The sequence below is a fragment of the Bombella pollinis genome, assembly GCF_026385485.1.
Taxonomy (GTDB): Bacteria; Pseudomonadota; Alphaproteobacteria; order Acetobacterales; family Acetobacteraceae; genus Bombella; species Bombella pollinis.
Map to the genome: position 1 here is coordinate 33,985 of NZ_JANIDX010000005.1, position 25,792 is coordinate 59,776.

The following is a 25,792-nucleotide window of genomic DNA, read 5'->3' on the forward strand; positions in this document are numbered from 1 at the left end:
GGCTGCGAAATTACAAGACATAAGCCTTATTATAGCCATATGAATTATGACCATGCCACAATTTAACCTTAAATAAGGCAGAATATCAGCAAAAAGAAGGCTATTTATCAAAAAATAGACATAATATAGGATTTCATTTACCTTCCATTAGCTCATTTTAACTTTATTTGATCCTGTTAATTTGTGGAGAATACAGCTCATTTAGCAATATTACAATCCACCGGACTATTAAGACGATTCATCGCATCAGGGCTTAATTTACGAATACCTGCTAAATATTGTGACAAAACATTAGCCCGGTCTGGCGTCATATTTCCAATAACTTCAGAAATACGGCGCGGTATCATATGTTGTGCTACCGGGACCATGACGCGCATATCCAATACATCAAACATAGCGGCAGCATCACGCGGGGACATTTGCTCATAAATGCGCGCGAGCCGGTCAATACTATGCTCCACATCTTGGCGGCGTTGGTCTTGCTCAGCAGATAGTTCCGAAGCATTACGTCCTAACGCTTGCAACTTCTCATCAAGTTCTTTTTGCTCAGCTTCAAGGCTTTTTTGTTGCTGCTTTAAAGCCTCTGCCTGCCCTTGCATCGCCTGACGATGAGCCAAGATTTCCTCATTTAACCCCTGCTCTGCCGTTTTAACACGCGGCTCCAACGCATCCTCATCTTTCTCTCCAGAGGCCGGGTCCCCTTCTGCCAAACCATTAAGCGGCGTCCATCCCTGTAATTTATTGACATAAACGCGCACTGTAGTCGGATGCGTCTTTTTCGGCACTGCACCCGTTGCTGTAGGCTGAAGGGGCGTTTTCTCGCCATCACTCCGGGCTGCTATTACCCCCTTCTTCTCCAGCTCTGCACCATTCTTTGGGGGCTCCTTCTCCGTATTAGGCTGGCTAATCTGCGCCGCGAGAGAATGAAGATTCAACGCCAAAAGGACCGTCATCAAACAGGAGGCAAGATTTGTAATCTTACTAAGGGAAAAGCCCGGTTTTTTCACAGCCCTAGCACGTCCTCTCATAATATCCGTCCTCATACCCGGCGCAGTGCAAACAACACCGCTTCCTCAATCCCGCATGACATTAATAGCGCGCGTCAACATAGCGCGTGTTACCTGCAAGGCATTCAAATTAGCCTCATATGAATGTTGAGCGTCATGACTATCCATAATCTCTACAATGGAACTCACATTCGGCATCTTCACATAGCCTTGCTCATTAGCCGCAGGATGGGCCGGGTCGTACCGCATTTGGAAGTCGGATTGATCCTCCCCAACCGAACGTATCGCAACGCTGGAAACGCCACTGGCACGATCCAACGATTCTTTAAAGGTTACAATTTTACGGCGATACGGGTCCGCTCCCGGCGATGCTCCTGTCGTCTCAGCATTTGCAAGATTCTCCGCCGCAACACGCAAACGTGCTGTTTGTGCCCGCATCCCAGCGGCTGAAACACCAATTGTATCAGAAAAATCCATCTCTCATCCCTCTCACACTCAAAACAAAACCATAAAGCAAGGCTTATTGCCCGCCAGAACTGCCCAAAGCCATGCCGTACATGCCCATATAACGGCCATAAACGGTTGTCGCGAAACGCTGCTGGTCACTTGTTTGCGCAATTTTGCCTAGCTCATCTTCCAAAACCACACGGTTACCATCCAAAGAGGCACGCCCCCCTTCTCGCTTAGCGTGGCTCTCCCCTGCTGGCCCTAGCATATGCCCCGGCTGTGTACGCTTTAACGCCACCATATGTGCCGCATTCACCACACCCTGAAACGGCGTAACATCTTTAGGGCTATAATGCGGCGTGTTGGCATTAGCGACATTCCCTGCCAACACGGATTCACGATTTTGCAGCCAACTCATCCGCCGCTCCGCAAGGTGGAGAAGATCCGTGCCCTGCCCCGGCCCTGTTATCATATTACTCATCGCGCTCTATCCTTTCCCCATCCGCTTTAGGCCATTCCTAATCTTGTTCTGGCGAGACAAGCAGTTGGAACATACGCCCTGCATCGCCCTCAAAAGGACGTTCACCTACGCGGTTTTTAATCCAATTCAGCATACCCACATCCCCCGCACGGGACGCATCAGAGGCAAAACGTAAGGCCAAAAGCTGCTGCGATACGTCCAAGGCCCCTTGCTCTGGCAAGTCATGCTCTACCATGCCGCGCAAATCCGCTATTGCAGCAGGCCACTCCTCCCGATTTTCATGCAAGCGCGCCCGCATATCGGCCCCTTGAGAAGATTGGTCGGCACTAAGCAAATAAAGGGCGATTTCTGGCTTGCCAGACGCCGCAGCCATACGCGCCATAATGCGATTCCGCTCAGCCGCTTCCTGCGGGGGCATGGGGTTAGGAGCCGTTTGCGCTAATGTGGCAGAGGCTTCATCAAACAAGCCGCGCTTAATTTCATTCTCTGCCAACATATCCCCACCGGCTGCCCGCTTTTGTGGGTCAGTTATCATGGGGATGGCCGTTGTCATGGCCTCACCAGCTTTATCAGCTAACCCTAACCGCCCCAAAAGCTGGCCATAAGAAAGCTGCAAAGTCCCTTTTTGGTCACTTGGCAAAAGGTCTGGCAAATAAGCCCGCATGAGCGCAGCCCCACGCACCAACGCCGCTTCATCCTGTGGGGATTGCCCAGCCGATGCCCCATGAGGCAAGTCCTGCATTAAGCCTGTTAAAGCCTTGCCTAAAAGAACCTGTATACGCGCCGGGTCTTGTTGAAGTGGTGTATCCTCCACTTGATTAAGGGCTTGCAAAGCGGCTTCCCATTTTTTTGCACGAATATTCGCCCCAGCCCGCAACATATTCACCACACCATCACGCCCTGCAAGGCGAGCATCAGGCAGGAGAGAAGCATATTGCCGCGCCGCTTTCTCAGAGTCGATATGCCCATCACGCACGCTGAGGGCTATGCCTTCCTCCATCGCTTTTTCCGCCACGATAGGGTCTTTATCAACAGACAAATCCTCCAAGAGATGGATCGCCTCATCCTCACGCCCAGAGCGTAACGCACGCACCGCCTTCGCAAATTGATACGCACTCCCCTCCGGCAGATGGTCCAAAGCATGCCATTCTGCTGAGCCGCCATGGCGGGCGATGGTTTCTGCCGCGATGGGCAGCAAGAAGGACCGCAACGGCTCTGGATAATTCATCAAACGGGGCATATCGCGGGCAAGAAGATGAGCCGCCTCGCTATCCTTCCCTCCTGCTAGAGCTTCATAAAGCCCCTGCCAGAGCTTCGTTGCGCGTATAGCCTGCTCCGGCCATTGCTGCATGAGCTGTGAGGCCCCTTTCATCTGGCCTGTCAGCAAATCCGTCGCTGCCAGAAAGAAGCGCACATCCGGGCGAAAGGCTTCCTCCGGGTCATCCTCCAAAGCGACATCCATAATCGCCCGTGCCTCGGGGAAGATTCCAACCCCTAACGCCGCTTGTGCTGCCTCAAACCGTTTTTTAAACCGCTCTCCCGGTGTGGAATCAGCCGCCGCGATTAAGGCATGGCGATAACGCTCTTGTGCTTGGGCTGGGGTGAGATTTTTAAGCCCTAACCAATTTAAATCTACATCACTGGCATAAATCGCACGATCCAAATCCGACAAAGGACGACCATCCGCACGTTGGAGGAGGTCCCCTTTAGCAACGGCCTTCATCGTCACCTGTGGCGGCTCATGCTGAGCAATGACGATCCCCTCCAGAGAGGGCCATACGTCATAATCCACTCCCCGCCGTAAAGAGAGCATCCCACCATCATCTAAAACCGTTGTCCCTACTAATAAGGGCGTATTTGAGACGGGGTCTTCAACCGAGAAAACACGTCCCGGCTTCCGCATAGGGAAGTAAAGACCATCCTCACGCAATGTTGGGCTAATTTCACGCCTATCGGTATAATCAACAGCAGGCGGTGGTTGATCACCTAACACCCAGCCATTACTTTGCTGCGAGAGATATAAAGCCCGTGTATCTGGCACAGGCAGAGTAATCATCGTTACATCGGGTAAAGCCGTCACACTCAACTGTGCAAACATGCCATCCCCACGCAGGGCCGCTATGTCCATAGGGTGGCGGCCATCCACCAAAATGATGAGACGGTCCCCACTTTGATACGCCGCTATCCCCATCTGCCCCGGTACAGGGATAAGAATCCGATTGCGTGAAGATGCTGTTGCAGCCGGTATATGCCCCACTGCCTGAGAGGGAACAGACGCATCCCCTACCCCTGCGGCAAGCCCCACCGCTCCCGCAGCAGCTGGGTGACCCTCCGGTTTGGTGGCAGTCACCTCCGCTGGCTGTATCGTATGAGGTGGACGCGCCACTTTCTTCACAGAATGAGTAGAACTCTCTTTAGGAGCTTTTCCTCCCTGTGGACCACCAACGCCAAGCACATGCACACCCCAGCCAGCGGGCAATTCATCCAATAAAGGATCCCCCGGCTTAATGTGCATTTGCCCTAATGTTTCACTATTAGCGACATTTTCAGCATGGTGCGATGCAGCCGCTTTGCGTTGATGCTTCGCCCCACGAGTGATGCGCGCCGAATGTGCATGAGGGGACGATGGCACAGCAAAAGCCGATGATGCCAACAGCACCCTCCGGCTCCCACCGTCATACCCCCCGATGAGGAGCATACCCACAGCACCATAACAAGCTGTCCGCCATCCCAATACGGGCAGCCGCCGCACAGCCTTACGAACAGCGCGCATCATCGTGCTGCAATCCCTCATCATATCATTCCGCTCACGCATTCCTCTCCCCGCCCGGCCGCGATTCGGTCCGCACGGCCCTTACAGGCCCTTAACCCAACAAGCTGGCAAAGCTGGCTGTAGCGGAGTTTTTACGCACGCCTTTTGCGCTGGGAACCACCTGCCCTGTCGCATCAAGCTGCATAGACGCTTGCGCCCCATTGCTACGCTGGGAGGAGATTTGTACGCGCCCCGCATTTTGCGGCCGCACCGCCTTACGCGCCTCACGCGCTTGTTGAACCGTATGCATCTTCATAGAAGACGCTAACTGAGAGGCTAGTGACGCTTCTGACATCATTTTATCCTTACATTAGGGTTTAGAACCACATCTATTGGCTTTTGATAGCGAATCAAAACCCAAAAACAAAGCCAATTAAGCATATAACTTTTAACAAGCCATAAAATTGCCTTATTTTTTGAGAAAATTATGGAATTATTTTTATGCAAGCATTACAAAAGCCCATGAAGTCCTTGTACCTCACGGTGCAGCCTCTCTCATTTATAGGAGTGTTCCCAAGGCCATGTCCCTTTCCAGCATTGCCAGCACCACAGCACAAAGCTTTGATGCCGGGCAGGCCTATGGTCGTGCCCAACAGCTTACTCAAGCAACCCGCTTAGAAAATGCTGCCCCCATGACAGATGCCGACACAAGCGATGCTGTCTCTAGCTTCAGCTCTGTTTTAAGCACTGCCATTAAAGGGGCCATTAACACAGGCAAAGTAGCGGAGAGCCAAACGGCCCTTGCCCTCTCTGGCAAAGGCAATATGTCCGATGTTGTGGCCTCTGTTGAAGAAGCAAAACTCACCTTGCAAACCGTCACAACATTACGGGATCGCTTTGTGAGCGCCTATCAAGACGTTATGCGGATGTCCATTTAAGCCTTATTAGGCAATAACAGCCAATTACGAGGGGAGCACCCAATGGGGCACGCGGTTGATGTGCAGGAAATACTGCGTCAAACACTTCTTGTTGCCGTCAAACTTGGGGCCCCCTCCCTATTGGCATCCCTATTAGCGGGGCTATGTGTCTCACTCTTTCAAGCGATGACACAAATTAGCGAAGCTACACTCTCCTTTGTACCAAAATTCATTGCGGCAACAGCAACGCTGATACTCACAGCCTCCTTCATGCACGCCACCATCCATGCCTATGCAGAGCTGATTTTTGATCAACTCATCAAGGCTGGGGGCATCTAAATGAACAGCCTAGCCGATTTCTTTGGCTCGCCTGACCTTGCCGCACCTCATGGCTCTATCGCCATCCTAACAGGCATATTTGTCATCATCCTCTGCCGTGTTAGTGCCGTAGTTATGCTCGCCCCTGGCCTTGGAGAAATGGGAGCCCCCGCCCGTATCCGAGCAGGGCTATGCTTAGGGATAACCATCGCCCTTTTACCCGTCATTCAGCAACGACTCATCGCCGTCTCTGGCGAGGCGTTGCGTATGCCCTCTATGTTGCTCAAGCTCATTGCAGGGGAACTTCTTTGTGGGTTTTTCCTCGGCATGATGGCGCGGCTTCTGAGCCTTTCCCTCGCTATTGCGGGGCAAATTATCGCCGTCTTTACCGGGATGGCAAGCGTCATCCAAACTGATAGCCAATTAGGAGCTTCCAGCACAGCCGTCAGCCATATGACCAATGCTTTGGCCCCCATCATCCTTTTTGCAACAGGGCTCTACGCCCTCCCTCTTTTTGCGATTTCTGGCTCTTATACACTCTTTCCAGCAGGGCATCTTACCGCCCTCCTTGTGGGGGATATGACAAAAGATATAACCCATATTGTCAGTGTTAGCTTCCTCATCGGGATGCAACTTGCCGCCCCTTATATTCTAATAGGGACATTATGGCCTGCCATGCTGGGGGTGCTTAACCGGCTAATGCCCTCCATACAAGTCTATTCCCTTGCCATCCCCGCACAGATTCTAGGGGGGATTTTGCTCCTAGCCTTACTCATACAAATCCTTACCAGCACATGGGCAGAGAAAATGCAGCTCTATCTCTCCACCCTGCCCGGCCTTGGGCTAACCACCCCCTAACATCATATGGCAGAAGAAAATGGCAGCGGCGGGGGTGAAAAGACCCAAGACCCAACAGAAAAACGCCTCCAAAAAGCACGCGAAGATGGCAATATTGCTCAATCGAAAGAGCTGCTCATCCTCGTTGCCTTAGGCACGTTTTTGCTCGTTTTTGCGCTGACCATTCCTAACGCAGCACGGCAATTTATCCGGGAGATGAATGGCATCTTCCTTCATTTTGACTTTGTAGGTCAGGACCCCGCGGCCCTCTATGGCTTTACCCTCCATGCTCTTACAGCAGGCCTCCACCTCATTGGCCCTCTTATGGGCACAGGGGCCTGTGCTATTTTAATCGGCGGGTTGTTACAAACGGGTTTCCTCTTTCGCCCCCAAAGTTTGCAGCCTGATATAAGCCGCCTCTCCCCGCTCAAGGGCCTCAAGCGAATCGTCAGTGTGAATAATCTGATCGAGTTGCTAAAAACCATCGCTAAATTCGCCGTCTTTGGCGTTATCCTTTACAAGGTTGCCTTACAAACGGTTGATTTAGCCCCACAAACAGAACGCTGGACGCCGTATCAACTTATTGATGCCATGAAATCTTGGTTCGTCTATGCGGGTTTTATGGTGCTGGCCATACAATGCGTCATCACAGGGCTCGATGAGGTCTGGACGCGCTATCATCGCTTCGCCAAATTACGGATGAGCTTGCAAGATATTAAAGATGAAATGAAACAAACGGAGGGGGACCCGCAAATTAAGGCCCGCCTTAGGCAGCTACGCCAAAGCCGCTCCCGCCGACAGATGATGAAGGCTGTGAAAGAGGCCACCGTTATTGTCGTCAACCCTACCCATTATGCCGTAGCGATTCTTTACGACCAAAACAGCAACACAGCCCCGCATATTGTTGCTAAAGGTATGGATGATCTGGCTTTTCGCATCCGCGATATTGCCCGCAAAGCGCGAATCCCCGTTATCTCCAACCCGCCTTTAGCACGCTCTTTGCACAGCCTCCCTCTTGATAGTGAAATCCCCGAGGAGTTTTGGAAGCCCGTTGCTACAATTATTGCCTATGTGATGCGCCTTAAAACCCCCGGCGCACGCGCGCAGCTTCCTACAGAGACATCATCATCTCTTTAAAAAACCTTTATGTAACTCCTTATTCATGAAATAAGCATGTTATATTTGATTTGAATAGAAAGACATGTCTAATTTATGCCATAGAATAACCTTAATTCATGTGTCAGAACCAAGGATAGAATCATGTCTGGTGTGTTTAATGCACTCACAACGGCTGTCAGCGGCATCAATGCCCAGTCAGATGCCTTTACCAACCTTAGTAACAACATCGCCAACAGCCAGACCGTTGGCTATAAGGCGGACACAACCTCCTTTGCGGATTTCGTAGCAGGGAGCATCACAGGGAACTCCGCTTCCCAAGCGCAATCCAACACAGTGCAGGCCATCACAGTGCAGCATGTTGATAATGCCGGAACGGCAACCAACAGCACCAATGGCATGGCTTTAGATATTTCTGGTAAGGGGATGTTTGTAACTTCCAAACCCACCGGGGCAGGCGCAGCAAATGCCGGAGTTACCAATTTCTCCGAGCAAAAGTTCTATACGCGCAATGGTGACTTCCAGCAGGATAAAAAAGGGTATCTTGTTAACCCTGCCGGCTATTATTTAGACGGTTATATGACTGATTCCACTGGCTCGCTCACCAATGTTATCAGCCCACTTAATGTCAGCAATGTTGGCTTTAAGCCAACCGCGACAACAACCATGACCCTTAACGCTGCGGTAGGTAAGCTCCCTGCGGACCCCGCCAACTACACACCGCAAAGCTATACAACTGCTGCCACCACAACCTATGATGCAAGCTCTAACCCCCATAAAATAGCCATCCAATGGCAGCAAAGCGACACTAACCCACTTGTTTGGAATGTCTCTGCTTATGATGCAGATGGGACAGGCACCATCGCGCCCAATAATTATCAAGTCACATTCGACCATTCCGGCTCTCTTGCCTCAATTACCGATATGCAAACAGGTAAAGAGGTTGGCTCATCAACAGTAGGCTCAAAGGCGGAAATCCCCATTACGGCCCATTACGGCAATAATGTGGAACAAACCATCAATCTCGCCCTCGGCACCATTGGTGGAACGAGCGGAACCACTATGGTAACAACCAATAACTCCGCCTCTACCAACCAAGCAAACCCGCTTAGCCTCTCTGGCACGACACTATCTATGAGCCCAACAACAATCGGGACGACAACCGATAGTATGCAAAGCTATATGAGCTCCCCCCTCATGGTTGCCAGCACAGCTGCCTCCACCACAGGCGGCACAAACGGGCAAACTAATGCTAGTACTACCACGCAGGTCCCTGTGGCTGTAAAATGGACGCAAACCTCAGCGTCTCCACAAACATGGTCTGTCCAAGCGGTGGACCCTTATGATGCCACCACCACCTCTCCTGTAAAAATGGATCAGGCTCATTCTGTCATCTTCAATAAAGATGGCAGCATCCAAAGCTTTGATGGTCAAGCTGTCAGCAAAGGCAGCCCCGTTACCACGTCTCTAAGCATCAATGGTACAAATTACACACTTGACCTCAGCAATGCCTCCCTCACAACTGGGACATCCCTTGGCGGCGATGCTACTACTCTTACAAATGATAGCATTACCTCTGGCACCTATACCGGTGCCGAGATTGAAAGCGATGGCTCTGTCATGGCGCAATTTGACAACGGCTATACGCAGCTTATCGGCAAAGTCGCTTTGACAAACTTTAACAACGTCAATGGCCTTCAAGCCGTAGATGGCCAAGCTTACCTTGCCACATCACGCTCTGGCACCCCTCAAACGGGCCTTGTCGGTGAGAATGGCACAGGCTCCCTCGCTGTAGGCTTTGTGGAAGCCTCCACAACCAACCTAACAGGCGATCTCTCCGCCCTCATTGTGGCGCAAGAAGCTTACAGTGCGAACACGAAAATCGTCACAACAGCCGATACATTGCTCCAGCAAACAATCGCTATGAAGCAATAAACCGTCTCATATAGGCCATAAAAAGGGCGCGGGTGTTTTACCACCTCGCGCCCTTTTTCTTGGCTAGCCAGCACATCTTACTCTCAAGAGGAGGGACCCTTTAGGCCTTGATGTGAGGGTGATTCTTCTTCTTGCGGTCATAATGACCAAGCCCGGTACGAGAAGCCTCTAGCTTCTTCATTGTGGAATAACTCTCACACGCCATGGGATAATCTGCTGCTAAACCCCAATAAAGGCGATACCCCTCGGGGCTTTGGCGATGTTGCCGCTCAATATGACGTTTGAGCATGCTAAACGCCCCACCACAATGCAGACAAATAATTTCATCACGGAAGATAGATTCTTCAGGCGCGCAATAAGGCTCATCGCGGTTTGCAATCCACTGGCCCGGCTTTTCTTTTACCTCAGGGGACATACCTTGTACAAAATGGCTCCCCAGAGAGCCCGTAAACCCACGGCCTTGCTGGCTTGCCAATGCCGCCAAACCTGCAAAAGCGTCCCTACCTTCATTTTTCCCCGTAGGCAGAACGGCCGTCATCTTCTGTGCGAGACGCACAATCTCATCTGATGCGCTCGTCATATCGTGGATAACCCCAAGATCCACAAGCTCTGAGAGGACATTCAGCACGATGCTTGCCCGCTCTGGGTAATGTTGAGCAAGGCTTAGTAGCGTCTCCGTCATGCCGCGCAAATGCTCTGCCTGACCGACAATATCACTTAATGTTTGAGATGATGAAAACTCCTGCTGGAAGCGTGCAAGAAGTCGCCCAATCCCCTTCTCAATAAAATTACTTGTTGTCTGCACTGTCATTTGTCCCCCTCCTATGTCCGACTCTAGCTTAGCCTATCTTACCCGTCTTATTAAAAGATTGTTACAAACCACACGGCAAGTGCTTTTAATAACCAGCTCTCACATTTGGTCAATAACTCTCTTTTTAAAAGAACCGTTATAAGATTTTATGAGGAGGACTATACAAATCGAAAAAGACGAAAAAATGGCTATTTTTGTCTTTTTCATGGAAATAGCCTTTAAAAAAGAAGGCTTGCTGACAGATGCCAACAAGCCTCACACGATAACCCAGAGCGTAACGCATGGCTCTCACGTCATACTATCAATGCTGCACGCCACCATAGCAGCAATCCCCATCCCTATTTCTCGCGATTGCTGATAGATAAGCTTATCCCGCTTATAAGAGGCTGTACGAAGTGCCTCACCGCGCTCATCATGCTGCACTTGCGATGACAAAGCCGCCGCCCCTGCGGCAAGCGCGCGCATATCTGTCATGAAATCCTGCAACCGGTCCCCTACCGCTCCAGAGCAAGACGAAACAACGCTACGCTGCATCAGGTAATCCTTCTCAAAACAGTCTCTCTAGCGAGCTTTTGGCCTCTATTGCCTTTTATACGGTATAAAGACCTAAAAATAATAATTGACCCATTCATCATAAGGCCAGCAAAGCCTATATAGAGAAGGCACATTAAAAAATGATTAAAAATATAGCTCACGGTTAATTTTTAAGATAATAAAAACCTATCTCTCTATAAGATATTCCTTATATATCTCCATTTTCTTCTTAATTTGGAACCCTATTTCCTAACAGTTAATCTTATATGCCTTATTATATCTCATCCTATACCATTGGAAGGCCTATTACCCTTAACGGGATGTAAAAAGGAGGCGCGATGTCCATATATAAGCTCATTCTCCCTGCGGTTTTACTGCTCCCAGCCCTTACCAGTACCGCATCAACCCCAGCCATGGCGCAGCATTTTTATGGCGGCAATGCTTATCTTCTACGCCCACCCCCAGCACCGCCACCAGCTATGAGGGAGTTTACCCATCTACCACCGCCACCGCCACCGCCGCCCTCCTTCGGCAGCACATGGCAACGGGACGACTACCGCCCCCACGAGCAGCCAGCCCCATGGGCAGGACCGCTTTGGGGGTCTTACCGCGACCCACAACTCTCTGTTCAATATGGCTGGAATGCCCCTGCCTTCACCCCTTGGGGCAATTACATTACATCCCAAGCCCCTTACCTACCCTCTCCTCCTAGCCGGAGCTGTGTGGACCAAAATTGTACAAGCCCTTAGCCATAAAAAACGGGTTCCTTCCAGAGGGAACCCGTTCTTATTAGCCCTCATCTTCCGCAAGAGAGCTTAAACCTTCCAACACATTAGAAGCCGCCTCAATAAGAGGTGTTAGGCTTAATGTTGGGTCTAACATCGCGCGAATACCATATTTCTGTGCTTGGTCAGCCATCCGGGCAAACAGCAATCTATCTTCTGTTTCCACCATGCCTGCTTCCACAGCATTCGCCCGTTGGATCAGTGACCAAAGCCGTTGATTCTTCGCAATAGCCTGATTACGCTTAATCACATCGCCCTCATAAGCGACACTCTCTAACGCGGCTATCAAACGGCGGAAACATTCTGCATCAGCTTCCCTATCAGAGAGAGACTGACTAACAGCACTGCGATAAGCATTCATGGCGTTATGTTGATACATAAACGAGCAACCGCCTCCCCTCTATAGTTATGGCTGGGCTTTTCCACGCAGGCAAAGCCCCCATAATCCCATCAATCAGACAATTTAGCTCGCGGCTTGAATATCAGTCATCGGGACCTCTGCATCCCCCATCATGACATTCATCCCAGAGCTACCTTTCTTCACTGCTGTGACCGTGCCTTTTACTGTGAAGGGAACGTCAGCCGTATTACCGCGGCTATCAACTGTCTTAACGGCAACGCTATAAGCCCCATCGCTTAGGCTGCTGCCGTTATCATCCTTACCATCCCAGCTCCAAGACGTCTGGCCACTATTTGCTTGCATAACAGCATGACGTACCACCTGCCCCGCAGCATTCGCGATGGAAATCCCAACCACTTGGCCAGCACCCGCTTTAAAGGACAAGCCTGCCGAGCCAGATTGCAACGGCAAGGTGGAACCAGATACACTCACCTGACGACCCACAAGGCCTTTATCCTGCGTAAGCTGCCCTGTCTCATTAAGGGAGATAAGCGTGTTAAGGTTGTTATTCGTCTGGACCTGCTGCTCCACAGCGGAGAATTGAGCCAACTGAGAGGCCATATTCTCGGTATTCATCGGGCTGCTAGGGTCCTGATGTTTGAGCTGTGTTGTCAGCAATGTGAGAAAGTTATTCTCATTCTTGGCCATAGAGGCAAAAGCCCCGGCCGTATTGGTGCTAGAGCTCCCACTCTGCCCCGCTCCAGACAAAGAGGATGCTCCACTACGCGCAGCACTATCCGCTGCTTGTTGCAAGGCTAAAAGATTATTAGACGTTGCGCTAACCATGACGTTTTCCCTCCACTCTAAAACTGATTAGACTGAAATATTCAGCCGGCCCATCCCACCAGATGCGCCCCCTGCCGTCCCGGTAGGGGTGTATGATGTGTCATCTTGCGGCGATGCCTCGCTCTGTGCAGCGCGCAAAATAGCCCTAGGCTGCCGCGCTGTGTGCTGCTGGCCCGCACCACCATCACCACCTGCCAAAAAGCCACCTGCCTGTTGAAAGGTCGCTTGCCCCTGCTGGTTTTGCCCCTGATGTTGGCCTTGGTTAGGGCTTTGCTGTTGGGGCATGTTCTGCTCCCCCCCGTGCGCGCCTTGGCCTGCTTCAGTGGGGAGAACATCAATCTTCATCACCCCTGCATGAAGCCCAACCTCATCAAGCTGACGAGCAAGGATATGGTGCGTTTTTTGCAACGCATCCGTTGTGCCATCATCCTGACCTTGCAATGCAAGGGAGGAAAGCCCTTCTGGCGAACGATTCAACTGGACACGCACGGACGTATCATCAGAGGTCGTGACCGTTATATTTAATGTCCCCGCCTGCCCGTTAGAGGTGCGAGCAGAAAGCACGCTTGGCGTGGCAAGATTATGCTGCATAAGAGAGGCTTTAACCTCGCCTCCCGCCTGCTGCGCCTGATGTTGCGGCAAACTATGGGAGGAAGCCACCTCCACCCCCATATTCTGGGCAGCGTCGTTGCTGCCCTCCATATGTGATGAGACAAGCCCTAAAAAGGAGCCTTCCCCCACATTCAAACCGCTCTTGCCAGCATCATCCCCATGTGTCGCGGCGGCTATATCCGTCCGCGCGGCTCGCTCTGCAAAATTATGCTCTGATGCACCATCATGTCCCGCTCCACCTTGCTCCCCACCTGAGGATAAAGACTGCCCTCCCGTCTGGGCCGATGATTTTACAAGCAGGTCGAACAATGTATTGCTCCCCGCATGCGTCTGATCATCGTGCGTTGCCCCATGTGGGATAACCGAAGATGGTGAGGATGGCCCCTTCACTGTGGAAGACATCGCCGCCATAGTGGCAGGTTGGAAACTCAAAGCAGTAACGGCTTGTTTCCCATCTTGGGCACCATTCTGCGCTACCGAGGATACCGCCCCTTGTGATGCAGTAACTGCTTGAGATGATAAACGCACGGAGGCCGCACCCTGCTCCCCTTCGGAAAGAGCATGAGAAAGCCCTCTCTGCATGTTAAAGCCTTGGGCGAACGCCGCCTCTACGGGCGTTGTCTGCTTCATCGGCTGCGTCATAAATGAGGCTGGGGCTTGCTCGGCCATACCGTGCTGGGACGATGCCTCACCCACAGAGGCCATAGACGCATCCACGGCCTTAACAGAGGCCTCCTTTTGCGTTTGCCCCTCTAAAACTGCAAACCGCGCTAAGGATGACGCCGCATCACGCCCCGCAACGCCTATAGAAGCCTGCCCTGCCAGTGAAGCACTCGCTGAAGAGGGCCCCTCTATTGCGGTAGAATGATGCGTTGTAAAAAGTCCCGCTATGGATAACGCTGCTTGAAGATCTACGGCAGTCTGCGCTGATGAAGATTGATGCGCTTTGGAGGGGTCATCATCTTGCTCTGCCTTCTGCCGCGCCTCCGCTGCTTCCTGCGGTGTGAGCGTCTCATCCTTAGCCGCTACAGCCCCTTGTGAAGGGTGCGTCCGCCCCTTATCAACCAGCTTATCCTCTGAATAAACTGTCTGCTCCGGCCCATCCTGCCTTTGAGCTGCCTGTTGTGCTCCTTCTGAGGGAGTATCTCCCTGCTCTGAAGCTGTTTGCTGCTCTGTCTGGCCCTGCGCCTCTGTTTGTGCCCCAGTGTCCTGCTGCCCTATATTCGTCTTATTCCCTTCTTGCGAAGAAGGATCTTGCGCGGCATGATCCTGCGCTGCCAATATAGCGGCAAATTGTTTACGCCCCGCTTTAGAGGGAATAGAGATATTGGGCTTCCCCCCCCCTTGTGTGGCCTTGCTCCCTCCCTGTGAGGCAAGGCTGGGGTTAATATCCGCTAAATCCATAGTCGTGAGAGACGGCAAAGACATTAGACTAACTCTGTCAGCATAGTATCGACTTCTGCAAAGCCGGGCATGAGTTCTTCTGGGATAGCCTTACGGCCAATCTCAATGCAGACTTGTGGCGGCTGGCCTTGTACAAAGGCCACTAACACCGTGCGGATAATGTCGTAATAATGGTTATCCATTTTCACGACTGATTGCATACGCGACGCTAAAGGACTGACCACACCATAAGCCAACAACACACCAAGGAAGGTCCCAACCAAGGCCCCAGCAATCATCTCCCCCAACACAGCGGGAGGCTTACTAATCGCCGCCATTGTTTTCACCACCCCTAGCACCGCAGCCACAATCCCCAAAGCGGGCAACGCATCAGAAATGGAGGTAAAGGACTCAGCAATATGGAGGTCCTCATGCAGATTTTTCTTTAATTCCCGCCCCATAATTTCATCAAGCTGATGGCTCTCATCAAGATTCATACTAATTAACCGCAAATAATCGCAGATTAAATCGCATGCCTTTTCATCAGCTTTAATCATCGGAGCTGTAGCAAAGATGCTGCTTTCCTCTGGGCTTTCAAAGTCATTTTCCAGAGAGGCAATGCCTTTCATATTCGCTTGCTTCAATAACCGATACAGCAGAGCCAGCAGATCTAAATAATTCTGCCGCCCATATCGTGGCCCTTTAATGACCAGCATCAGATAGCCAAAAACGGACTTCACCGCCTCCATACTGTTGCTCATGATGAACACACCAATGGCCGCACCGAGGATTGTCAAAAGCTCAAAAGGCATAGAGGCCAGCAAAGGGGCCAAAGCCCCCCCGGAGGCGGCAAACGAGCCAAACACGCATAAGAGTGCAAAAATCAGCCCACCAATATACAGCATCTTAGCCTTCCTCTCTCAAAACTCGTCCTAATACCGCCCCTCTATGGGCTATTTTACGCGCCCCTCTGCTCATCGCGCTTTCCCCTGCTCAGCACCATTTTGAGGCGTGGCAGGCTTATCACCCGCTTGTGCAAAACTATCTGGCAAGGGATGGAAGCGATGAATGAGCAGAACAATCCGCCTATTCTCAGGGGCTTCTGGGTGTGCGGGGTCTGCTAGGCTACGGTCAGCACGCCCTTCCACACTCCTAATCCGTCTATCGGGATAACCAGAGCGTACAAACAGCTCGCGCACACGGTCTGCTCTCATCTCCGATAAGGTCCAGTTTGATAAGCCGTGCGGATTTACCTCCTTCATATGGTAAGGCACACCATCGGTCTCCCCAATGATGGAGATATCCTCTGGCAACGTGCCTAACCATGCAGCAACCCGCTCTAATAAGGCTTGGCCATCCTTATTAGGGACAACCTCACCATTATCAAACATCGCTTTATGAGCTGTATCTTGCACCTCGATGCGAATTTCATTCGTCCCCATCTTAAAACCAAGATTGTCCTTTAAATCATTCAACCCCGCCTCATGCGTGAAAGTGGTTTTTAACCCCTCCACGACATGATGAAGATACGTATCTTCCTGAGCCGCTTGCTCCACTGGATTTGCAGCAGGGCTTCGCTCTGCCCCAGCACCAGCGGGAGCACCATCACCCGCACGCCCGGTATCTGCTGCATTACCTTGGCCAACTTGACCCACATTTTCCGCCGCACCTGTTTTCGGCCCCCCTAAGGGAATAATCTCTGGCCGACCTGCATTACTATCATCTTCATCAGGATGTGTATCTTCACCGGATGACAGAATACTCACGCCATTATTGGTTAGGATGCCTTCTTGCCCCTTACCATCACGGCCTCTACCATCCCCTTGGCCATCATGAGCATGCTCCTCAGGATCACTCTCTAACGCATCTGGCTTTGGAGCTGGCTCTTGGTCAGAGTTCTGCACCATCCGCAAAGATGACGGAGCAGAAAGCGGGGATGTCTCTAACAAAGCTTGATTCGATGTTGCAGAGCCTGTGCGGTCCGCCATAGGGTTAAAGAATAGAGCAATCCCGCGCTTCTGCTCATCTGTTGTGATATTCAACAACCACATCAGCAAGAAGAAAGCCATCATCGCGGTCATAAAGTCTGCATAAGCAACCTTCCATGCCCCACCATGGTGCCTGCCACTGACAATCTCTTCTCTTTTAATAATGATTGTTGGCGTGTTCTTCCCCTCAGCCATGACGCGCCCACCATTTTAACAAGCAAAAAGACGCCCGCCCTAATGAGACAAGCTGGGCCACGCCTTGCATCACGCAGACCTCCTATTATGAGCAATACCCACCCGAACAGACGGCACACCGGAGAAAGAGGATGTCCCCGTATGGGTCAGCTCAATCGCCGTATCGACCCACACTTCACCGCCAATCTCCCGCCAGCGTTTGCAAAATGTGTAATCCTCACTCAGATATGTGCCGCTTTCAGCATCAATACTTCCCTCAAAAAGGGCAAAACGGCGGCCATCCTCACCTGCGGGGGCGTCAATGCGTTTATATTCCAACTCTGGATAAGCTTTGAGCATACGACTTACCGCATGACGACTAATCATCATAAAACCCGTACCCGCATAAGCGGTTTTTAAGAGCGGACCATGCTCGTAGGTTTCACGCATTGCTGCAGTCTCACCGACATAACGCAATGAGGCTGTCTGCTGCCTCTCCCCAGCAAGAATGTTATGCTTTGTTTGATCATCCCAAAAACGATCCCGCAGCGGATACAACCCCGCAATAACATCCTTACCCGCCTCAAAAAGACGCGTTGGCGCATTAGCGGGAAAACTGATATCCGCATCCACAAACAAAAGATGCGTACAATCGGAGCGGAAATAGAAGTTCGATAACAGCGTGTTGCGTGCCCGCGTAATCATGGCATCATCACCAACATGCATAACCGTCATAGGGATGCTCTGCCCGCTAGAGGCATAACCAATGACCGACAGCATATAGCCCGTTGTCACCATGCCACCAAAACAGGGCGTTGCGAGCATAATCTTCCCTGAGGGTGAAGTCCCTGTTTGCATATTGTGCTCCTTCTAAAGTGCGGCACGATTAAGCCATGATTTTGCCTTATATAACTTTGTTTTTTACAAGGCTAAATGTGAATCCTCAAGATATTTCGCAAGACATAATCCTTGCGTATGCCTAAAAATAGGGTTTTTTTAAGGTCTTGTTGCTGAACTTGTAGAAGGTTTGTTGTGGTTTATTAAGACTTAGGTCACAATTCCTCATACGCTAACGCATGATACTGTGCGCGCTCATCTAACATCGCTTGTTCTTGACGTTGTGCGTGCTGCGCTTGCTTCTGCTGATGATGCGTTAATATCGTTTTTGTCCCCTCCTCCTCTCGGACTCGCCCCATAAGCACCGCTCTTGCACGGGCACTTTCCGCCTCAGCTTGCGCTAAGGCCTCATCCAACCGCTCTAGCTCCGCTTGGGCGAGGGGTAACCAATGGCGATAGCCATTCCATAATGCTGGGTCTTGAGCGACATCTTCGCGCATCGTCCCTAATAAAGTACGATTCTCCTCCATCTGGGCTATAAGCGTATCTTTTTGCACTTCAATGCGCCGCTCCTCAGCAAGGCAGGCCGCAAGCCGCGTGCGTGCTGCATCAGTATCGCGTTTTTGCATTTTGGCCAGAGCGGTAAGGGCCTTTAGACGTGCTGGCTTTATAATGCCTGCTCCTCGCCATACTCAGCAGGTGCTAAAATCGCCTCAAGCCCAGCAAAGGATTCTTCTAACGAGACACGTTCCATCTTCTTCTGCGTTAAAAACCGCTCTAATTGCGGGCCGAGCTGTACGGCTTGGTCGGTCTCCATATCATTACCCGGCTTATATGCCCCTAAACGAACAAGGTCGCGCACATCCTCCCATTGCGCCAAAAGACGGCGCGCGTGAGTTGTTAACGCGTTTTCTTGCTCACTATTACAGCCCGGCACTGCACGAGAGAGAGAGCGCAATATGTTCATCGCGGGATAACGCCCCGATTCCGCAATTGCGCGTTCTAGCACAATATGACCATCCAAAATCCCGCGTACTGTATCAGCCACAGGTTCGTTTTGGTCATCACCTTCCACCAGAACAGAGAATAACGCCGTCATCTGGCCTGCTTTTTGCGCCCCCTGTGGCGTCCCCGGCCCAGCGCGCTCTAACAGCCGTGGGAGGGTCGCAAACACACTCGGCGGATAACCCCGCGTGGCAGGGACTTCCCCGGCAGAAAGGCCAATCTCTCGCAAGGCTTGGCAAAAACGCGTCACGCTATCCATCAAAAATAAAACGGACTTGCCTTGGTCGCGAAAATACTCTGCCACAGCCATCGCGCTATACGCCGCCTCACGCCGCATTAAGGCCGAGCTATCTGAGGTTGCAATGACCAAAACAGACTTTGCTAAACCTTCCGGCCCAAGGTCATCCTCTAAAAACTCGCGTACCTCACGCCCACGCTCCCCTACGAGGGAAATCACCGCGACATCACACGCAGTCTCCCGCGCTAACATCCCCATAAGGGTGGATTTCCCTACGCCAGAGCCTGCAAACAACCCCAGACGCTGCCCCTCCCGACAAGTGGTGAACAGATTCATCGCCTTAATGCCAAGGTCAATCCGTGGCCCTAGGCGGGCACGCTCTGTTGCGTTAGGGGGAATGGCACGCCGCTTTTGCCGATGGCTGGACGGTAAAAGCACACCCTTACCATCAAGCGGCGTACCCATTGGGTCCACCACCCGCCCAATCCAAGACTCATTAACCGCCAACCCCGCCGAAGGGGCCTGCTGGCGTTGCCCCTTGCCGTACAAAGCAAAAAAGACAGGACAGCCAGCACCAATCCCCTCAATCGCTTCATAGCTCATCGCTAAGGCTTGCTTCTGACGAAAGGCAATAATCTCGGCAAGAATATCGCGCCCATCAAGAGTACGAATCCGTATATGATCCCCCACAGCGGTAAAGGCCGCCAGCCCTGCTACGGTCACACATAGGCCAGACACATCCACAACCCGCCCAGCAAGCTCCCCTAAAGGCACCCCAGCCGCTGCAGGGCGAAGCAAGTCGGGCAGAGCCTGCATAATCCCTTCCTGACTCGCTAATTGCGCTGTTAAAGCCGCATTTTTCGCCCGCACAGCCTGACATTGTGCGGCACTATCGGGCTTATTCGTCAGGATCACAGCCATTACAACAGCCCAGAGCTAGATGATCCGCTGTCACTCCCGCCAAAAAGGGCTAAAATCCCATCACCACCATCATCACCACCAAAAAGGTCAATCATGCTGGCAGGCTTATCATCGCTATTATAATCGGGGTGCATCTGAATTTGCGCCAAATATTGCTCCGCGTAACGCTGCACACTATCAGGCTTAGAGAAGGTACTCATATCAACCTTCTTGCTCAAAATACGTTGTTGCTGATCAAAATCCAACACACCGAACTGGTCAGGGTCATACCCGCTTACAACCTCAACCACCCGCAATAATGTGGCATCGGACATCACATCATTAAGCGTTTTCACCTGCCCGGATTGCATCCGCCGGGTGAAATACAGTGCATCCCCCACGCCATTTTGCTTAAGCGCATCACTCGTCTCATAACGACGTTGCTCATATGAGCTTACGGTCGAGGCAATCAAATCCGAGGTAAACGGCGTTGCTTCTGCTGTCCCTTTCCCCGCGCCTAAGCTAGCGAACGCATCAGCAAAGGCCAACCAGCTCGCATTCTGCGAAGTACGTGCGAGAGACGAAGACGATGTAGGGTCTTGTGTTAATAATTTTCGTTCTACCGCTTGCTGCCCGCTTAAAGAGCTTAGGTTATACGCCCCTAATACCACTTGATTAACGGAGTAATTCTTCATCAGCGCATCAGTCGTGGTGATGGAGGACGCCTTTTGTTGGAAGTCCGCCACCATGCGTTTGGCTTCGTTATCGCCCTTAATGTTATTGGCTGCTGCCTGAACTTCATCCTTACGGGCTGTTAGAAACTGAGCCACAGGGGAAATACCGCTAAGTCCCATATGCCACCTTCCTCCATCAAACATATCAGTAGCGGGCACGAAAAAGGCCATACCCTCGCAAGAGAGCCCATCATAAACCAGAGATATTTAACAAAAGGCTTCTTCTGGCCAATTTTCAGCACAATAAGGCTAATTTCCCCTATAATCCCTGTATCTCTTTTATATAATCCATAAAATAACCTTATAGTCTTCCAAAGGGCCTTCATGAAACACTATGTCATTAGTCTTGCCCGCACGCCAGAACGACTAGAACGCTTCCGGCGCGTTAATAGCCATCTCCCCGACATTACCCATGCACCGGGCATTGATGGCCAACAAGTGGACAGGCAGAACATCATTAAAGCCGGAATGCTAACCGCAGACTGCCAATTTACCGCTGGAGCTGTAGGTTCTGGCCTGACGCATATTGCCCTATGGGGGGCCATCGCCCAAAGCCAAGAGCCTGCCCATATCTTTGAGGATGATGCCTTTCTCTGCCAAAACTTTGCCTCCAAAAGCCAAGAGATCATCCAAAACCTCCCTGAAGATTGGGAGATTATCCTCTGGGGGCAGAACTCCGATGCCCCACTACATTATGAGGTTCTCCCCGGCCAAACGGATTGCTTTGCCCAGTTTAATCAAGATGATGTACGCCGTGGGATTGAAGGCTTCCGCTTCCAGCAGGTAGAAACACTTCCCTTCCGGCTCAAACAAACCTTCGGCATTTGCGGTTATGCCCTCTCCCCTCTTGGGGCTGTATCGCTCATGAAACGCTGCCTCCCTATGGCATCCCTCCCCATCAACTACCCCTCCTTAGGCAATAGGACACTCATTAGCAGCAGCATCGACCATCTTATGAACCGCCATTACGCGGAGATGAAGGCTTATTGCTGTGTGCCCCCCCTTGTTCTGACCGATAACCTAACCGCCCAAAGCCTCAACCGCGCTTAAGAAAGTGAATATAATGACACACCGCGCGTTCCGCTCTCTCCTTACCTCAATGCTTGGCAGTGCTGCCTTGTTCGGCCTTGCCTCTTTAGGGGGCTGTGTGCGGCCTGCCGCACCCTATCTTGCCCAAGGGCAGCTCCTCAGTCAGGCAGGCTTTGTCGCACACCCCGCTAATACAACAGCCCGCTATGGGCTGATGAATAGCCTCCCCGATGGCAGCATCACCTACCGCATGGCCCCTGATGGCCAACGAATCTACCTGTATGCAGACCCTCTAGCCTGTGGATGTGTCTATATGGGGGATGAACAAGCTTATGGGGCTCTTCAGGCCCATATCAAACAAACAATGAGCCACAAAAAGCACGCTCATCTCACCCCCTCACAAGAGCTTATCGCTGCCATGACGGCAGAAAATCACCGCGATACAACACCATGGGATTGGACCATCTGGAGCCCCGCTGCGGACCCTGACAGCAACCAACCCCGCCATATGATTGGTGATTACTGGTAAGGCGTCATCTATTAAACGCGGTTATTAAGGGAGATGTTGGCGCGGGATGTATCCGCCCCGGCCTCTCCTGTCCGCCCATAACCATGGCGGCTTTCTTCCATTGCGCTCTCTACCAAAAACTGCATTACCGCCTCTTGCGTCACTACAGCCCGTTGGAGAAGAACACGATTTTGCGCGGCAATATCTGCAAAACGGCTCTGCACTTGTCGGAAACTTGCGGGCAAATTCTCAGCCCCTACCCCCGCTCGCCGCGCTTGCTCTACCAGAGTGGACAATTTTTCGATCCGTGCGGTTTTCTCTGGCAGTAAAGCCGTTGCTTCTGTCACATTCTCCGCTTCCAGCAGGCGATTTTCCTTCACCATAATTTCCGTTGCCTCGGTAAAAGCACGAATGAGAGCCGTGAAAGAAAATGTCTCTTTTGCCGTAAGGTCGCGCCCTGAGAAATGCCCTGCAACTTTACGAAGGGCTTGACCAAGCCTTAGCCTCTTCATCCTTTACGCCCCTTCATACTATGCCCTACCTGGGGAGAATGAGCCGCTTTTTCCTGCATCTCTTTCATCCGACCATAAACTTGATGAGCAATCCCAACCCCACCACTTCGGGCAACTTCCTTACCGAGCTCCAACACTTGCATGGAGCGAAATTGCTTCTCTGCATTACCACCACCAAAAGGTGCGGCAGAATTATCCACCGTATCGAACATCGGCTGTAACATCTCACCAAGAGCCATCGCCTCGAAATCCTGGGCGGTTTTACGCGTCTTATCCTCCATAGCGGATGAACCAGCCGGAGAGGGCTGCGCTTTAGCTGTATGAGCCGCATGAGCTGTAACAGCAAAACGCGCCGCCATTGTTGATGAAACATCCATATAATGCGCCCTTCCCCTTAGCGGACCTCAAGCTCAGCCTGCAAAGCTCCATCAGCCTTAATTGCCTGTAGGATGCTAATCATATCGCGCGGGCCAACACCAAGGGCATTAAGCCCCGTCACCAAATTGGATAAAGACGGCCCATCAGAGAGAATCCCCATCTTATGCTCACGGTCTGTTGTCGCATTGATCTGTGTTCGTGGCACAACAGCTGTCTGCCCCCCACCAAAGGCATTGGGTTGAACAACCTCTGGCGTGTTCGTCACCTGCACGGTGAGGTTACCTTGTGCGATAGCAACAGTCGTGATGCGGACATTCTCACCAATCACAATCGTACCGGCAGCCTCATCAACAATCACTTTCGCCATTGTGTCAGGTGTGACGGTTAAATCCCCAATCTCATACAACGCTTCTGACACATTCCGCCCTGCGAGATTCACTGCAACGGTCCGTGGGTCATCCACTCTGGCCGTTCCGCGCCCCATATGGCGGTTAATGACATCCGCAATTCGCACCGCAGTCGTGTAGTTAGAGTTCTTCAACGCTAAATGGATAATACCACCCGCCCCTAAAAGAACAGGTACTTCACGCTCCACAACCGCACCATTAGCAATATGACCACTTGTTGGGACGTTACGCGTTGCCGTTGCACCGGGGCCTTGTGCGGTAAAGGCATTTGTCACCAAAGAGCCTTGTGCAACAGCATAAACCTCACCATCAGCCGCTTGTAGAGGCGTTACAATCAACGTCCCGCCTGTCAGGCTTTGGGCATCCCCCACGGCGGAGACTGTTACGTCAATCCGGCTACCACCATGAGCAAAGGGGGGCAATGTCGCTGTGACCATCACCGCAGCCGTGTTATGTGTCTGTAACTGAATGGCTTTGTCGCGGATATTCACACCAAGGCGGTTGAGCATGCCAATCAACGTCTCACGCGTAAACAGCGTATTGGTCAGGCGGTCGCCTGTGCCATTAAGACCGGCAACAAGACCATACCCGACAAGTTGGTTGTCGCGTACGCCTTCATAATCCACAATATCCTTAATGCGTACAACCGAGCCATAGGCGGGGCCACCCCACCACGCACCCAAAAACGCATACGCACAAGCCACTAAAAGAGCATAGCGGCGGACGGACCATCCCCCTCTTATCCGCTGGGATAATCCCCCACAACAGCTTTTCAAAAACATCAGGCATAGCCTCCTGCCGCCCAATCTAACCTTGAGAGAAGAATATACAAGGAAAATATTCAATTATAAGCCTTAAAATAGCGCATCATTTTCTTTATATAAAGACATAAAGAAAGACCATTCCTCCAACAAGCAGGGCAAGGGCTTTTCTCCCTGCCTGTCTTACCATGGCTAGCCTCATGTCTGTTTCTCTCTCTTTACGTTATTGCAGCATGTTATTGTTAGGGGGGAGTCTCCTTTCCCCACTAATACCCCTTCGGGCAGAAACAGCCTCCCCTCCTTTAGAGCGTAGCCAATCCCGTTTATGCAGCGATGCTACAGCGCAAGTTGAGCGTGCCTTACGCTTACCGGATGGGTTCCTCTCGGCCATCAGCCGTGTTGAAACAGGCCGCCCCGATAATAAGGGGGCACTCCTCCCCTGGCCATGGAGCATTAACGCAGCAGGGAGCGGACATTTTTACGCCAGCCGGGAGGAAGCCATCGCCGCGGTGAAAGCCTTTCAACAACAAGGGATAACCTCTATTGATGTCGGGTGCATGCAGGTTAATCTCCTCCATCACCCTACGGCTTTCCCTTCCTTAGAGATTGCCTTCGACCCCTATAATAATGCCCGTTATGCGGGGATGTTCCTCCAAAGAATGCGCGATCAAACAGGCAGTTGGCCACGGGCTGTAGCGGCATATCACTCCCAGATTGCCAGCAATGGCACACCTTATCTTGAGCATGTCCTCCAGCAATGGGCCATCCCCCAAGGCGACCCCGCCCCCAATATCAACCCCGCACCACATAGTATGCCACACACGGGACCAAAACCGCCCATAGCTCCTAGGCCCGCTACCGCCCCGTATCGCCCTTTCATCATTCGTCAAGCAGGGGATATGCCTGTAGGAAGTGGCATTAACCATGCAGGGACCGGGGCAAATGCCTTCCTCGCCCAACGCCACGCCCATCCACCCCAAGCGATGGCACCTCAGACAACCGAGGCGACAAACCCGCCACCTGCTAATAACCTAAACACACATCGCCCCTTCCGGCCTTTCCGAGGGCTTTTCCGCCCGACAATGCCGCCACCGCCTCATCAACGGCTTAAAACCTCCCAAAATGGGCGCAATCTAGCCGCTTATCGGGCGATGGCTGTCCATAGCACGGCGGCTATGCCTTATATTCCTGCCTATTAAA

General features: G+C 51.8%; 28 protein-coding genes. 9 read left to right on the top strand and 19 right to left on the bottom strand.

The genetic code is table 11. The features are described from left to right. Window positions 1-197: 197 nt before the first annotated feature. Genes NQF89_RS05855 through NQF89_RS05875 form a run of 5 tightly spaced genes read right to left on the bottom strand, consistent with a single transcriptional unit; the run spans window position 198 to window position 5,045 of the window. Complete coding sequence (locus NQF89_RS05855; protein ID WP_155573688.1) at window positions 198-1,028, bottom strand: MotE family protein; 831 nt, start codon at window positions 1,026-1,028, stop codon at window positions 198-200. A 45-nt stretch (window positions 1,029-1,073) separates the two neighbouring features. Beyond that, window positions 1,074-1,484: a flagellar basal body rod protein FlgC gene (gene flgC / locus NQF89_RS05860; RefSeq protein ID WP_155573689.1), complete on the bottom strand. Its 411-nt coding sequence runs from the start codon at window positions 1,482-1,484 to the stop codon at window positions 1,074-1,076. 43 nt (window positions 1,485-1,527) lie between these two features. Further along, window positions 1,528-1,935 carry a flagellar basal body rod protein FlgB gene (locus tag NQF89_RS05865; RefSeq protein WP_155573690.1) on the bottom strand — a complete coding sequence of 136 codons (408 nt, stop codon included), beginning with the start codon at window positions 1,933-1,935 and terminating at the stop codon, window positions 1,528-1,530. A gap of 37 nt (window positions 1,936-1,972) precedes the next feature. Beyond that, a complete protein-coding gene (locus NQF89_RS05870; RefSeq protein WP_266137761.1) occupies window positions 1,973-4,750 on the bottom strand; it encodes an ATP-binding protein in 2,778 nt (925 codons plus the stop codon). Window positions 4,751-4,799: 49 nt separating this feature from the next. Continuing rightward, window positions 4,800-5,045 (bottom strand): hypothetical protein, encoded by a 246-nt coding sequence (locus NQF89_RS05875; RefSeq protein ID WP_155573692.1) that lies wholly within the window; start codon window positions 5,043-5,045, stop codon window positions 4,800-4,802. Between the two features lie 223 nt (window positions 5,046-5,268). On the opposite strand from NQF89_RS05875, the gene NQF89_RS05880 reads away from it, so the two are divergent. The 5 genes from NQF89_RS05880 (at window position 5,269) to NQF89_RS05900 (ending at window position 9,810) form a co-directional block, all read left to right on the top strand. Beyond that, complete coding sequence (locus NQF89_RS05880; RefSeq protein ID WP_155573693.1) at window positions 5,269-5,625, top strand: flagellar hook-basal body complex protein FliE; 357 nt, start codon at window positions 5,269-5,271, stop codon at window positions 5,623-5,625. A gap of 42 nt (window positions 5,626-5,667) precedes the next feature. Continuing rightward, window positions 5,668-5,943 carry an EscS/YscS/HrcS family type III secretion system export apparatus protein gene (locus tag NQF89_RS05885; protein ID WP_099026900.1) on the top strand — a complete coding sequence of 92 codons (276 nt, stop codon included), beginning with the start codon at window positions 5,668-5,670 and terminating at the stop codon, window positions 5,941-5,943. Further along, window positions 5,944-6,780: a flagellar biosynthetic protein FliR gene (locus NQF89_RS05890; protein WP_155573694.1), complete on the top strand. Its 837-nt coding sequence runs from the start codon at window positions 5,944-5,946 to the stop codon at window positions 6,778-6,780. Between the two features lie 6 nt (window positions 6,781-6,786). Further along, complete coding sequence (locus NQF89_RS05895; protein ID WP_155573695.1) at window positions 6,787-7,896, top strand: EscU/YscU/HrcU family type III secretion system export apparatus switch protein; 1,110 nt, start codon at window positions 6,787-6,789, stop codon at window positions 7,894-7,896. 123 nt (window positions 7,897-8,019) lie between these two features. Further along, window positions 8,020-9,810: a flagellar hook-basal body complex protein gene (locus NQF89_RS05900; protein WP_266137762.1), complete on the top strand. Its 1,791-nt coding sequence runs from the start codon at window positions 8,020-8,022 to the stop codon at window positions 9,808-9,810. Window positions 9,811-9,910: 100 nt separating this feature from the next. Here the strand turns inward: NQF89_RS05900 and NQF89_RS05905 are convergent, their stop codons facing one another. Continuing rightward, the gene (locus NQF89_RS05905; protein ID WP_155573697.1) at window positions 9,911-10,621 is read right to left on the bottom strand and encodes a MucR family transcriptional regulator; all 711 of its coding nucleotides are present in this window, start codon (window positions 10,619-10,621) and stop codon (window positions 9,911-9,913) included. 288 nt (window positions 10,622-10,909) lie between these two features. Beyond that, window positions 10,910-11,155 (bottom strand): hypothetical protein, encoded by a 246-nt coding sequence (locus tag NQF89_RS05910; RefSeq protein ID WP_155573698.1) that lies wholly within the window; start codon window positions 11,153-11,155, stop codon window positions 10,910-10,912. A gap of 338 nt (window positions 11,156-11,493) precedes the next feature. Between NQF89_RS05910 and NQF89_RS05915 the strand changes: the two genes are divergently transcribed. Beyond that, the gene (locus NQF89_RS05915; RefSeq protein WP_155573699.1) at window positions 11,494-11,904 is read left to right on the top strand and encodes a hypothetical protein; all 411 of its coding nucleotides are present in this window, start codon (window positions 11,494-11,496) and stop codon (window positions 11,902-11,904) included. Window positions 11,905-11,944: 40 nt separating this feature from the next. On the opposite strand, the gene NQF89_RS05920 is transcribed toward NQF89_RS05915, so the two are convergent. From NQF89_RS05920 to NQF89_RS05960, 9 genes are all read right to left on the bottom strand, one after another. Then, window positions 11,945-12,319 (bottom strand): flagellar biosynthesis regulator FlaF, encoded by a 375-nt coding sequence (locus tag NQF89_RS05920; RefSeq protein WP_155573700.1) that lies wholly within the window; start codon window positions 12,317-12,319, stop codon window positions 11,945-11,947. Window positions 12,320-12,403: 84 nt separating this feature from the next. Next, complete coding sequence (locus NQF89_RS05925; RefSeq protein ID WP_266137763.1) at window positions 12,404-13,126, bottom strand: flagellar hook assembly protein FlgD; 723 nt, start codon at window positions 13,124-13,126, stop codon at window positions 12,404-12,406. Window positions 13,127-13,153: 27 nt separating this feature from the next. Next, complete coding sequence (locus tag NQF89_RS05930) at window positions 13,154-15,166, bottom strand: hypothetical protein (RefSeq protein ID WP_266137764.1); 2,013 nt, start codon at window positions 15,164-15,166, stop codon at window positions 13,154-13,156. Then, window positions 15,166-16,026, bottom strand: a complete 861-nt coding sequence (gene motA, locus NQF89_RS05935) for a flagellar motor stator protein MotA (RefSeq protein WP_155573703.1) — start codon at window positions 16,024-16,026, stop codon at window positions 15,166-15,168. Before motA ends, NQF89_RS05930 begins: the two co-directional genes overlap by 1 nt. 69 nt (window positions 16,027-16,095) lie before the next feature. Then, window positions 16,096-17,304, bottom strand: a complete 1,209-nt coding sequence (locus NQF89_RS05940) for a flagellar motor protein MotB (protein ID WP_266137765.1) — start codon at window positions 17,302-17,304, stop codon at window positions 16,096-16,098. A 69-nt stretch (window positions 17,305-17,373) separates the two neighbouring features. Next, window positions 17,374-18,141 (bottom strand): hypothetical protein, encoded by a 768-nt coding sequence (locus NQF89_RS05945; RefSeq protein WP_155573705.1) that lies wholly within the window; start codon window positions 18,139-18,141, stop codon window positions 17,374-17,376. A gap of 194 nt (window positions 18,142-18,335) precedes the next feature. Continuing rightward, window positions 18,336-18,749 (bottom strand): flagellar FliJ family protein, encoded by a 414-nt coding sequence (locus tag NQF89_RS05950; RefSeq protein ID WP_155573706.1) that lies wholly within the window; start codon window positions 18,747-18,749, stop codon window positions 18,336-18,338. Window positions 18,750-18,787: 38 nt separating this feature from the next. Continuing rightward, the gene (gene fliI, locus NQF89_RS05955) at window positions 18,788-20,179 is read right to left on the bottom strand and encodes a flagellar protein export ATPase FliI (protein ID WP_266137819.1); all 1,392 of its coding nucleotides are present in this window, start codon (window positions 20,177-20,179) and stop codon (window positions 18,788-18,790) included. A gap of 104 nt (window positions 20,180-20,283) precedes the next feature. Then, window positions 20,284-21,117 (bottom strand): DUF1217 domain-containing protein, encoded by an 834-nt coding sequence (locus tag NQF89_RS05960; protein WP_155579585.1) that lies wholly within the window; start codon window positions 21,115-21,117, stop codon window positions 20,284-20,286. 204 nt (window positions 21,118-21,321) lie between these two features. On the opposite strand from NQF89_RS05960, the gene NQF89_RS05965 reads away from it, so the two are divergent. Next, complete coding sequence (locus tag NQF89_RS05965) at window positions 21,322-22,047, top strand: glycosyltransferase family 25 protein (protein ID WP_155573708.1); 726 nt, start codon at window positions 21,322-21,324, stop codon at window positions 22,045-22,047. Between the two features lie 13 nt (window positions 22,048-22,060). Further along, a complete protein-coding gene (locus NQF89_RS05970) occupies window positions 22,061-22,555 on the top strand; it encodes a hypothetical protein (protein WP_155573709.1) in 495 nt (164 codons plus the stop codon). An 11-nt stretch (window positions 22,556-22,566) separates the two neighbouring features. Here NQF89_RS05970 and NQF89_RS05975 read toward each other — a convergent pair whose 3' ends face one another. Genes NQF89_RS05975 through NQF89_RS05985 form a run of 3 tightly spaced genes read right to left on the bottom strand, consistent with a single transcriptional unit; the run spans window position 22,567 to window position 24,613 of the window. After that, window positions 22,567-23,046: a hypothetical protein gene (locus tag NQF89_RS05975; protein ID WP_155573710.1), complete on the bottom strand. Its 480-nt coding sequence runs from the start codon at window positions 23,044-23,046 to the stop codon at window positions 22,567-22,569. Next, entirely contained in the window at window positions 23,043-23,423 is a 381-nt protein-coding gene (locus tag NQF89_RS05980) for a rod-binding protein (protein ID WP_155573711.1), read from the bottom strand. Before NQF89_RS05980 ends, NQF89_RS05975 begins: the two co-directional genes overlap by 4 nt. 17 nt (window positions 23,424-23,440) lie before the next feature. Further along, entirely contained in the window at window positions 23,441-24,613 is a 1,173-nt protein-coding gene (locus NQF89_RS05985) for a flagellar basal body P-ring protein FlgI (protein WP_155573712.1), read from the bottom strand. A gap of 179 nt (window positions 24,614-24,792) precedes the next feature. On the opposite strand from NQF89_RS05985, the gene NQF89_RS05990 reads away from it, so the two are divergent. Beyond that, window positions 24,793-25,791 carry a lysozyme family protein gene (locus NQF89_RS05990; RefSeq protein WP_266137766.1) on the top strand — a complete coding sequence of 333 codons (999 nt, stop codon included), beginning with the start codon at window positions 24,793-24,795 and terminating at the stop codon, window positions 25,789-25,791. Window position 25,792: the final 1 nt, after the last annotated feature.

Coding starts and splice junctions, on each gene's coding strand:
- NQF89_RS05910 (WP_155573698.1), bottom strand. CDS start 11,155: ATGCAGCGTAGCGTTGTTTCGTCTTGCTCTGGAGCGGTAGGGGACCGG.
- NQF89_RS05865 (WP_155573690.1), bottom strand. CDS start 1,935: ATGAGTAATATGATAACAGGGCCGGGGCAGGGCACGGATCTTCTCCAC.
- NQF89_RS05880 (WP_155573693.1), top strand. CDS start 5,269: ATGTCCCTTTCCAGCATTGCCAGCACCACAGCACAAAGCTTTGATGCC.
- NQF89_RS05985 (WP_155573712.1), bottom strand. CDS start 24,613: ATGTTTTTGAAAAGCTGTTGTGGGGGATTATCCCAGCGGATAAGAGGG.
- NQF89_RS05875 (WP_155573692.1), bottom strand. CDS start 5,045: ATGATGTCAGAAGCGTCACTAGCCTCTCAGTTAGCGTCTTCTATGAAG.
- NQF89_RS05925 (WP_266137763.1), bottom strand. CDS start 13,126: ATGGTTAGCGCAACGTCTAATAATCTTTTAGCCTTGCAACAAGCAGCG.
- NQF89_RS05885 (WP_099026900.1), top strand. CDS start 5,668: ATGGGGCACGCGGTTGATGTGCAGGAAATACTGCGTCAAACACTTCTT.
- NQF89_RS05930 (WP_266137764.1), bottom strand. CDS start 15,166: ATGTCTTTGCCGTCTCTCACGACTATGGATTTAGCGGATATTAACCCC.
- NQF89_RS05870 (WP_266137761.1), bottom strand. CDS start 4,750: ATGCGTGAGCGGAATGATATGATGAGGGATTGCAGCACGATGATGCGC.
- NQF89_RS05960 (WP_155579585.1), bottom strand. CDS start 21,117: ATGGGACTTAGCGGTATTTCCCCTGTGGCTCAGTTTCTAACAGCCCGT.
- NQF89_RS05990 (WP_266137766.1), top strand. CDS start 24,793: ATGTCTGTTTCTCTCTCTTTACGTTATTGCAGCATGTTATTGTTAGGG.
- NQF89_RS05940 (WP_266137765.1), bottom strand. CDS start 17,304: ATGGCTGAGGGGAAGAACACGCCAACAATCATTATTAAAAGAGAAGAG.
- NQF89_RS05945 (WP_155573705.1), bottom strand. CDS start 18,141: ATGCAAACAGGGACTTCACCCTCAGGGAAGATTATGCTCGCAACGCCC.
- NQF89_RS05895 (WP_155573695.1), top strand. CDS start 6,787: ATGGCAGAAGAAAATGGCAGCGGCGGGGGTGAAAAGACCCAAGACCCA.
- flgC (WP_155573689.1), bottom strand. CDS start 1,484: ATGGATTTTTCTGATACAATTGGTGTTTCAGCCGCTGGGATGCGGGCA.
- NQF89_RS05915 (WP_155573699.1), top strand. CDS start 11,494: ATGTCCATATATAAGCTCATTCTCCCTGCGGTTTTACTGCTCCCAGCC.
- NQF89_RS05905 (WP_155573697.1), bottom strand. CDS start 10,621: ATGACAGTGCAGACAACAAGTAATTTTATTGAGAAGGGGATTGGGCGA.
- NQF89_RS05965 (WP_155573708.1), top strand. CDS start 21,322: ATGAAACACTATGTCATTAGTCTTGCCCGCACGCCAGAACGACTAGAA.
- NQF89_RS05920 (WP_155573700.1), bottom strand. CDS start 12,319: ATGTATCAACATAACGCCATGAATGCTTATCGCAGTGCTGTTAGTCAG.
- NQF89_RS05950 (WP_155573706.1), bottom strand. CDS start 18,749: ATGCAAAAACGCGATACTGATGCAGCACGCACGCGGCTTGCGGCCTGC.
- NQF89_RS05855 (WP_155573688.1), bottom strand. CDS start 1,028: ATGAGAGGACGTGCTAGGGCTGTGAAAAAACCGGGCTTTTCCCTTAGT.
- NQF89_RS05970 (WP_155573709.1), top strand. CDS start 22,061: ATGACACACCGCGCGTTCCGCTCTCTCCTTACCTCAATGCTTGGCAGT.
- motA (WP_155573703.1), bottom strand. CDS start 16,026: ATGCTGTATATTGGTGGGCTGATTTTTGCACTCTTATGCGTGTTTGGC.
- NQF89_RS05980 (WP_155573711.1), bottom strand. CDS start 23,423: ATGGATGTTTCATCAACAATGGCGGCGCGTTTTGCTGTTACAGCTCAT.
- NQF89_RS05900 (WP_266137762.1), top strand. CDS start 8,020: ATGTCTGGTGTGTTTAATGCACTCACAACGGCTGTCAGCGGCATCAAT.
- fliI (WP_266137819.1), bottom strand. CDS start 20,179: ATGCAGGCTCTGCCCGACTTGCTTCGCCCTGCAGCGGCTGGGGTGCCT.
- NQF89_RS05890 (WP_155573694.1), top strand. CDS start 5,944: ATGAACAGCCTAGCCGATTTCTTTGGCTCGCCTGACCTTGCCGCACCT.
- NQF89_RS05975 (WP_155573710.1), bottom strand. CDS start 23,046: ATGAAGAGGCTAAGGCTTGGTCAAGCCCTTCGTAAAGTTGCAGGGCAT.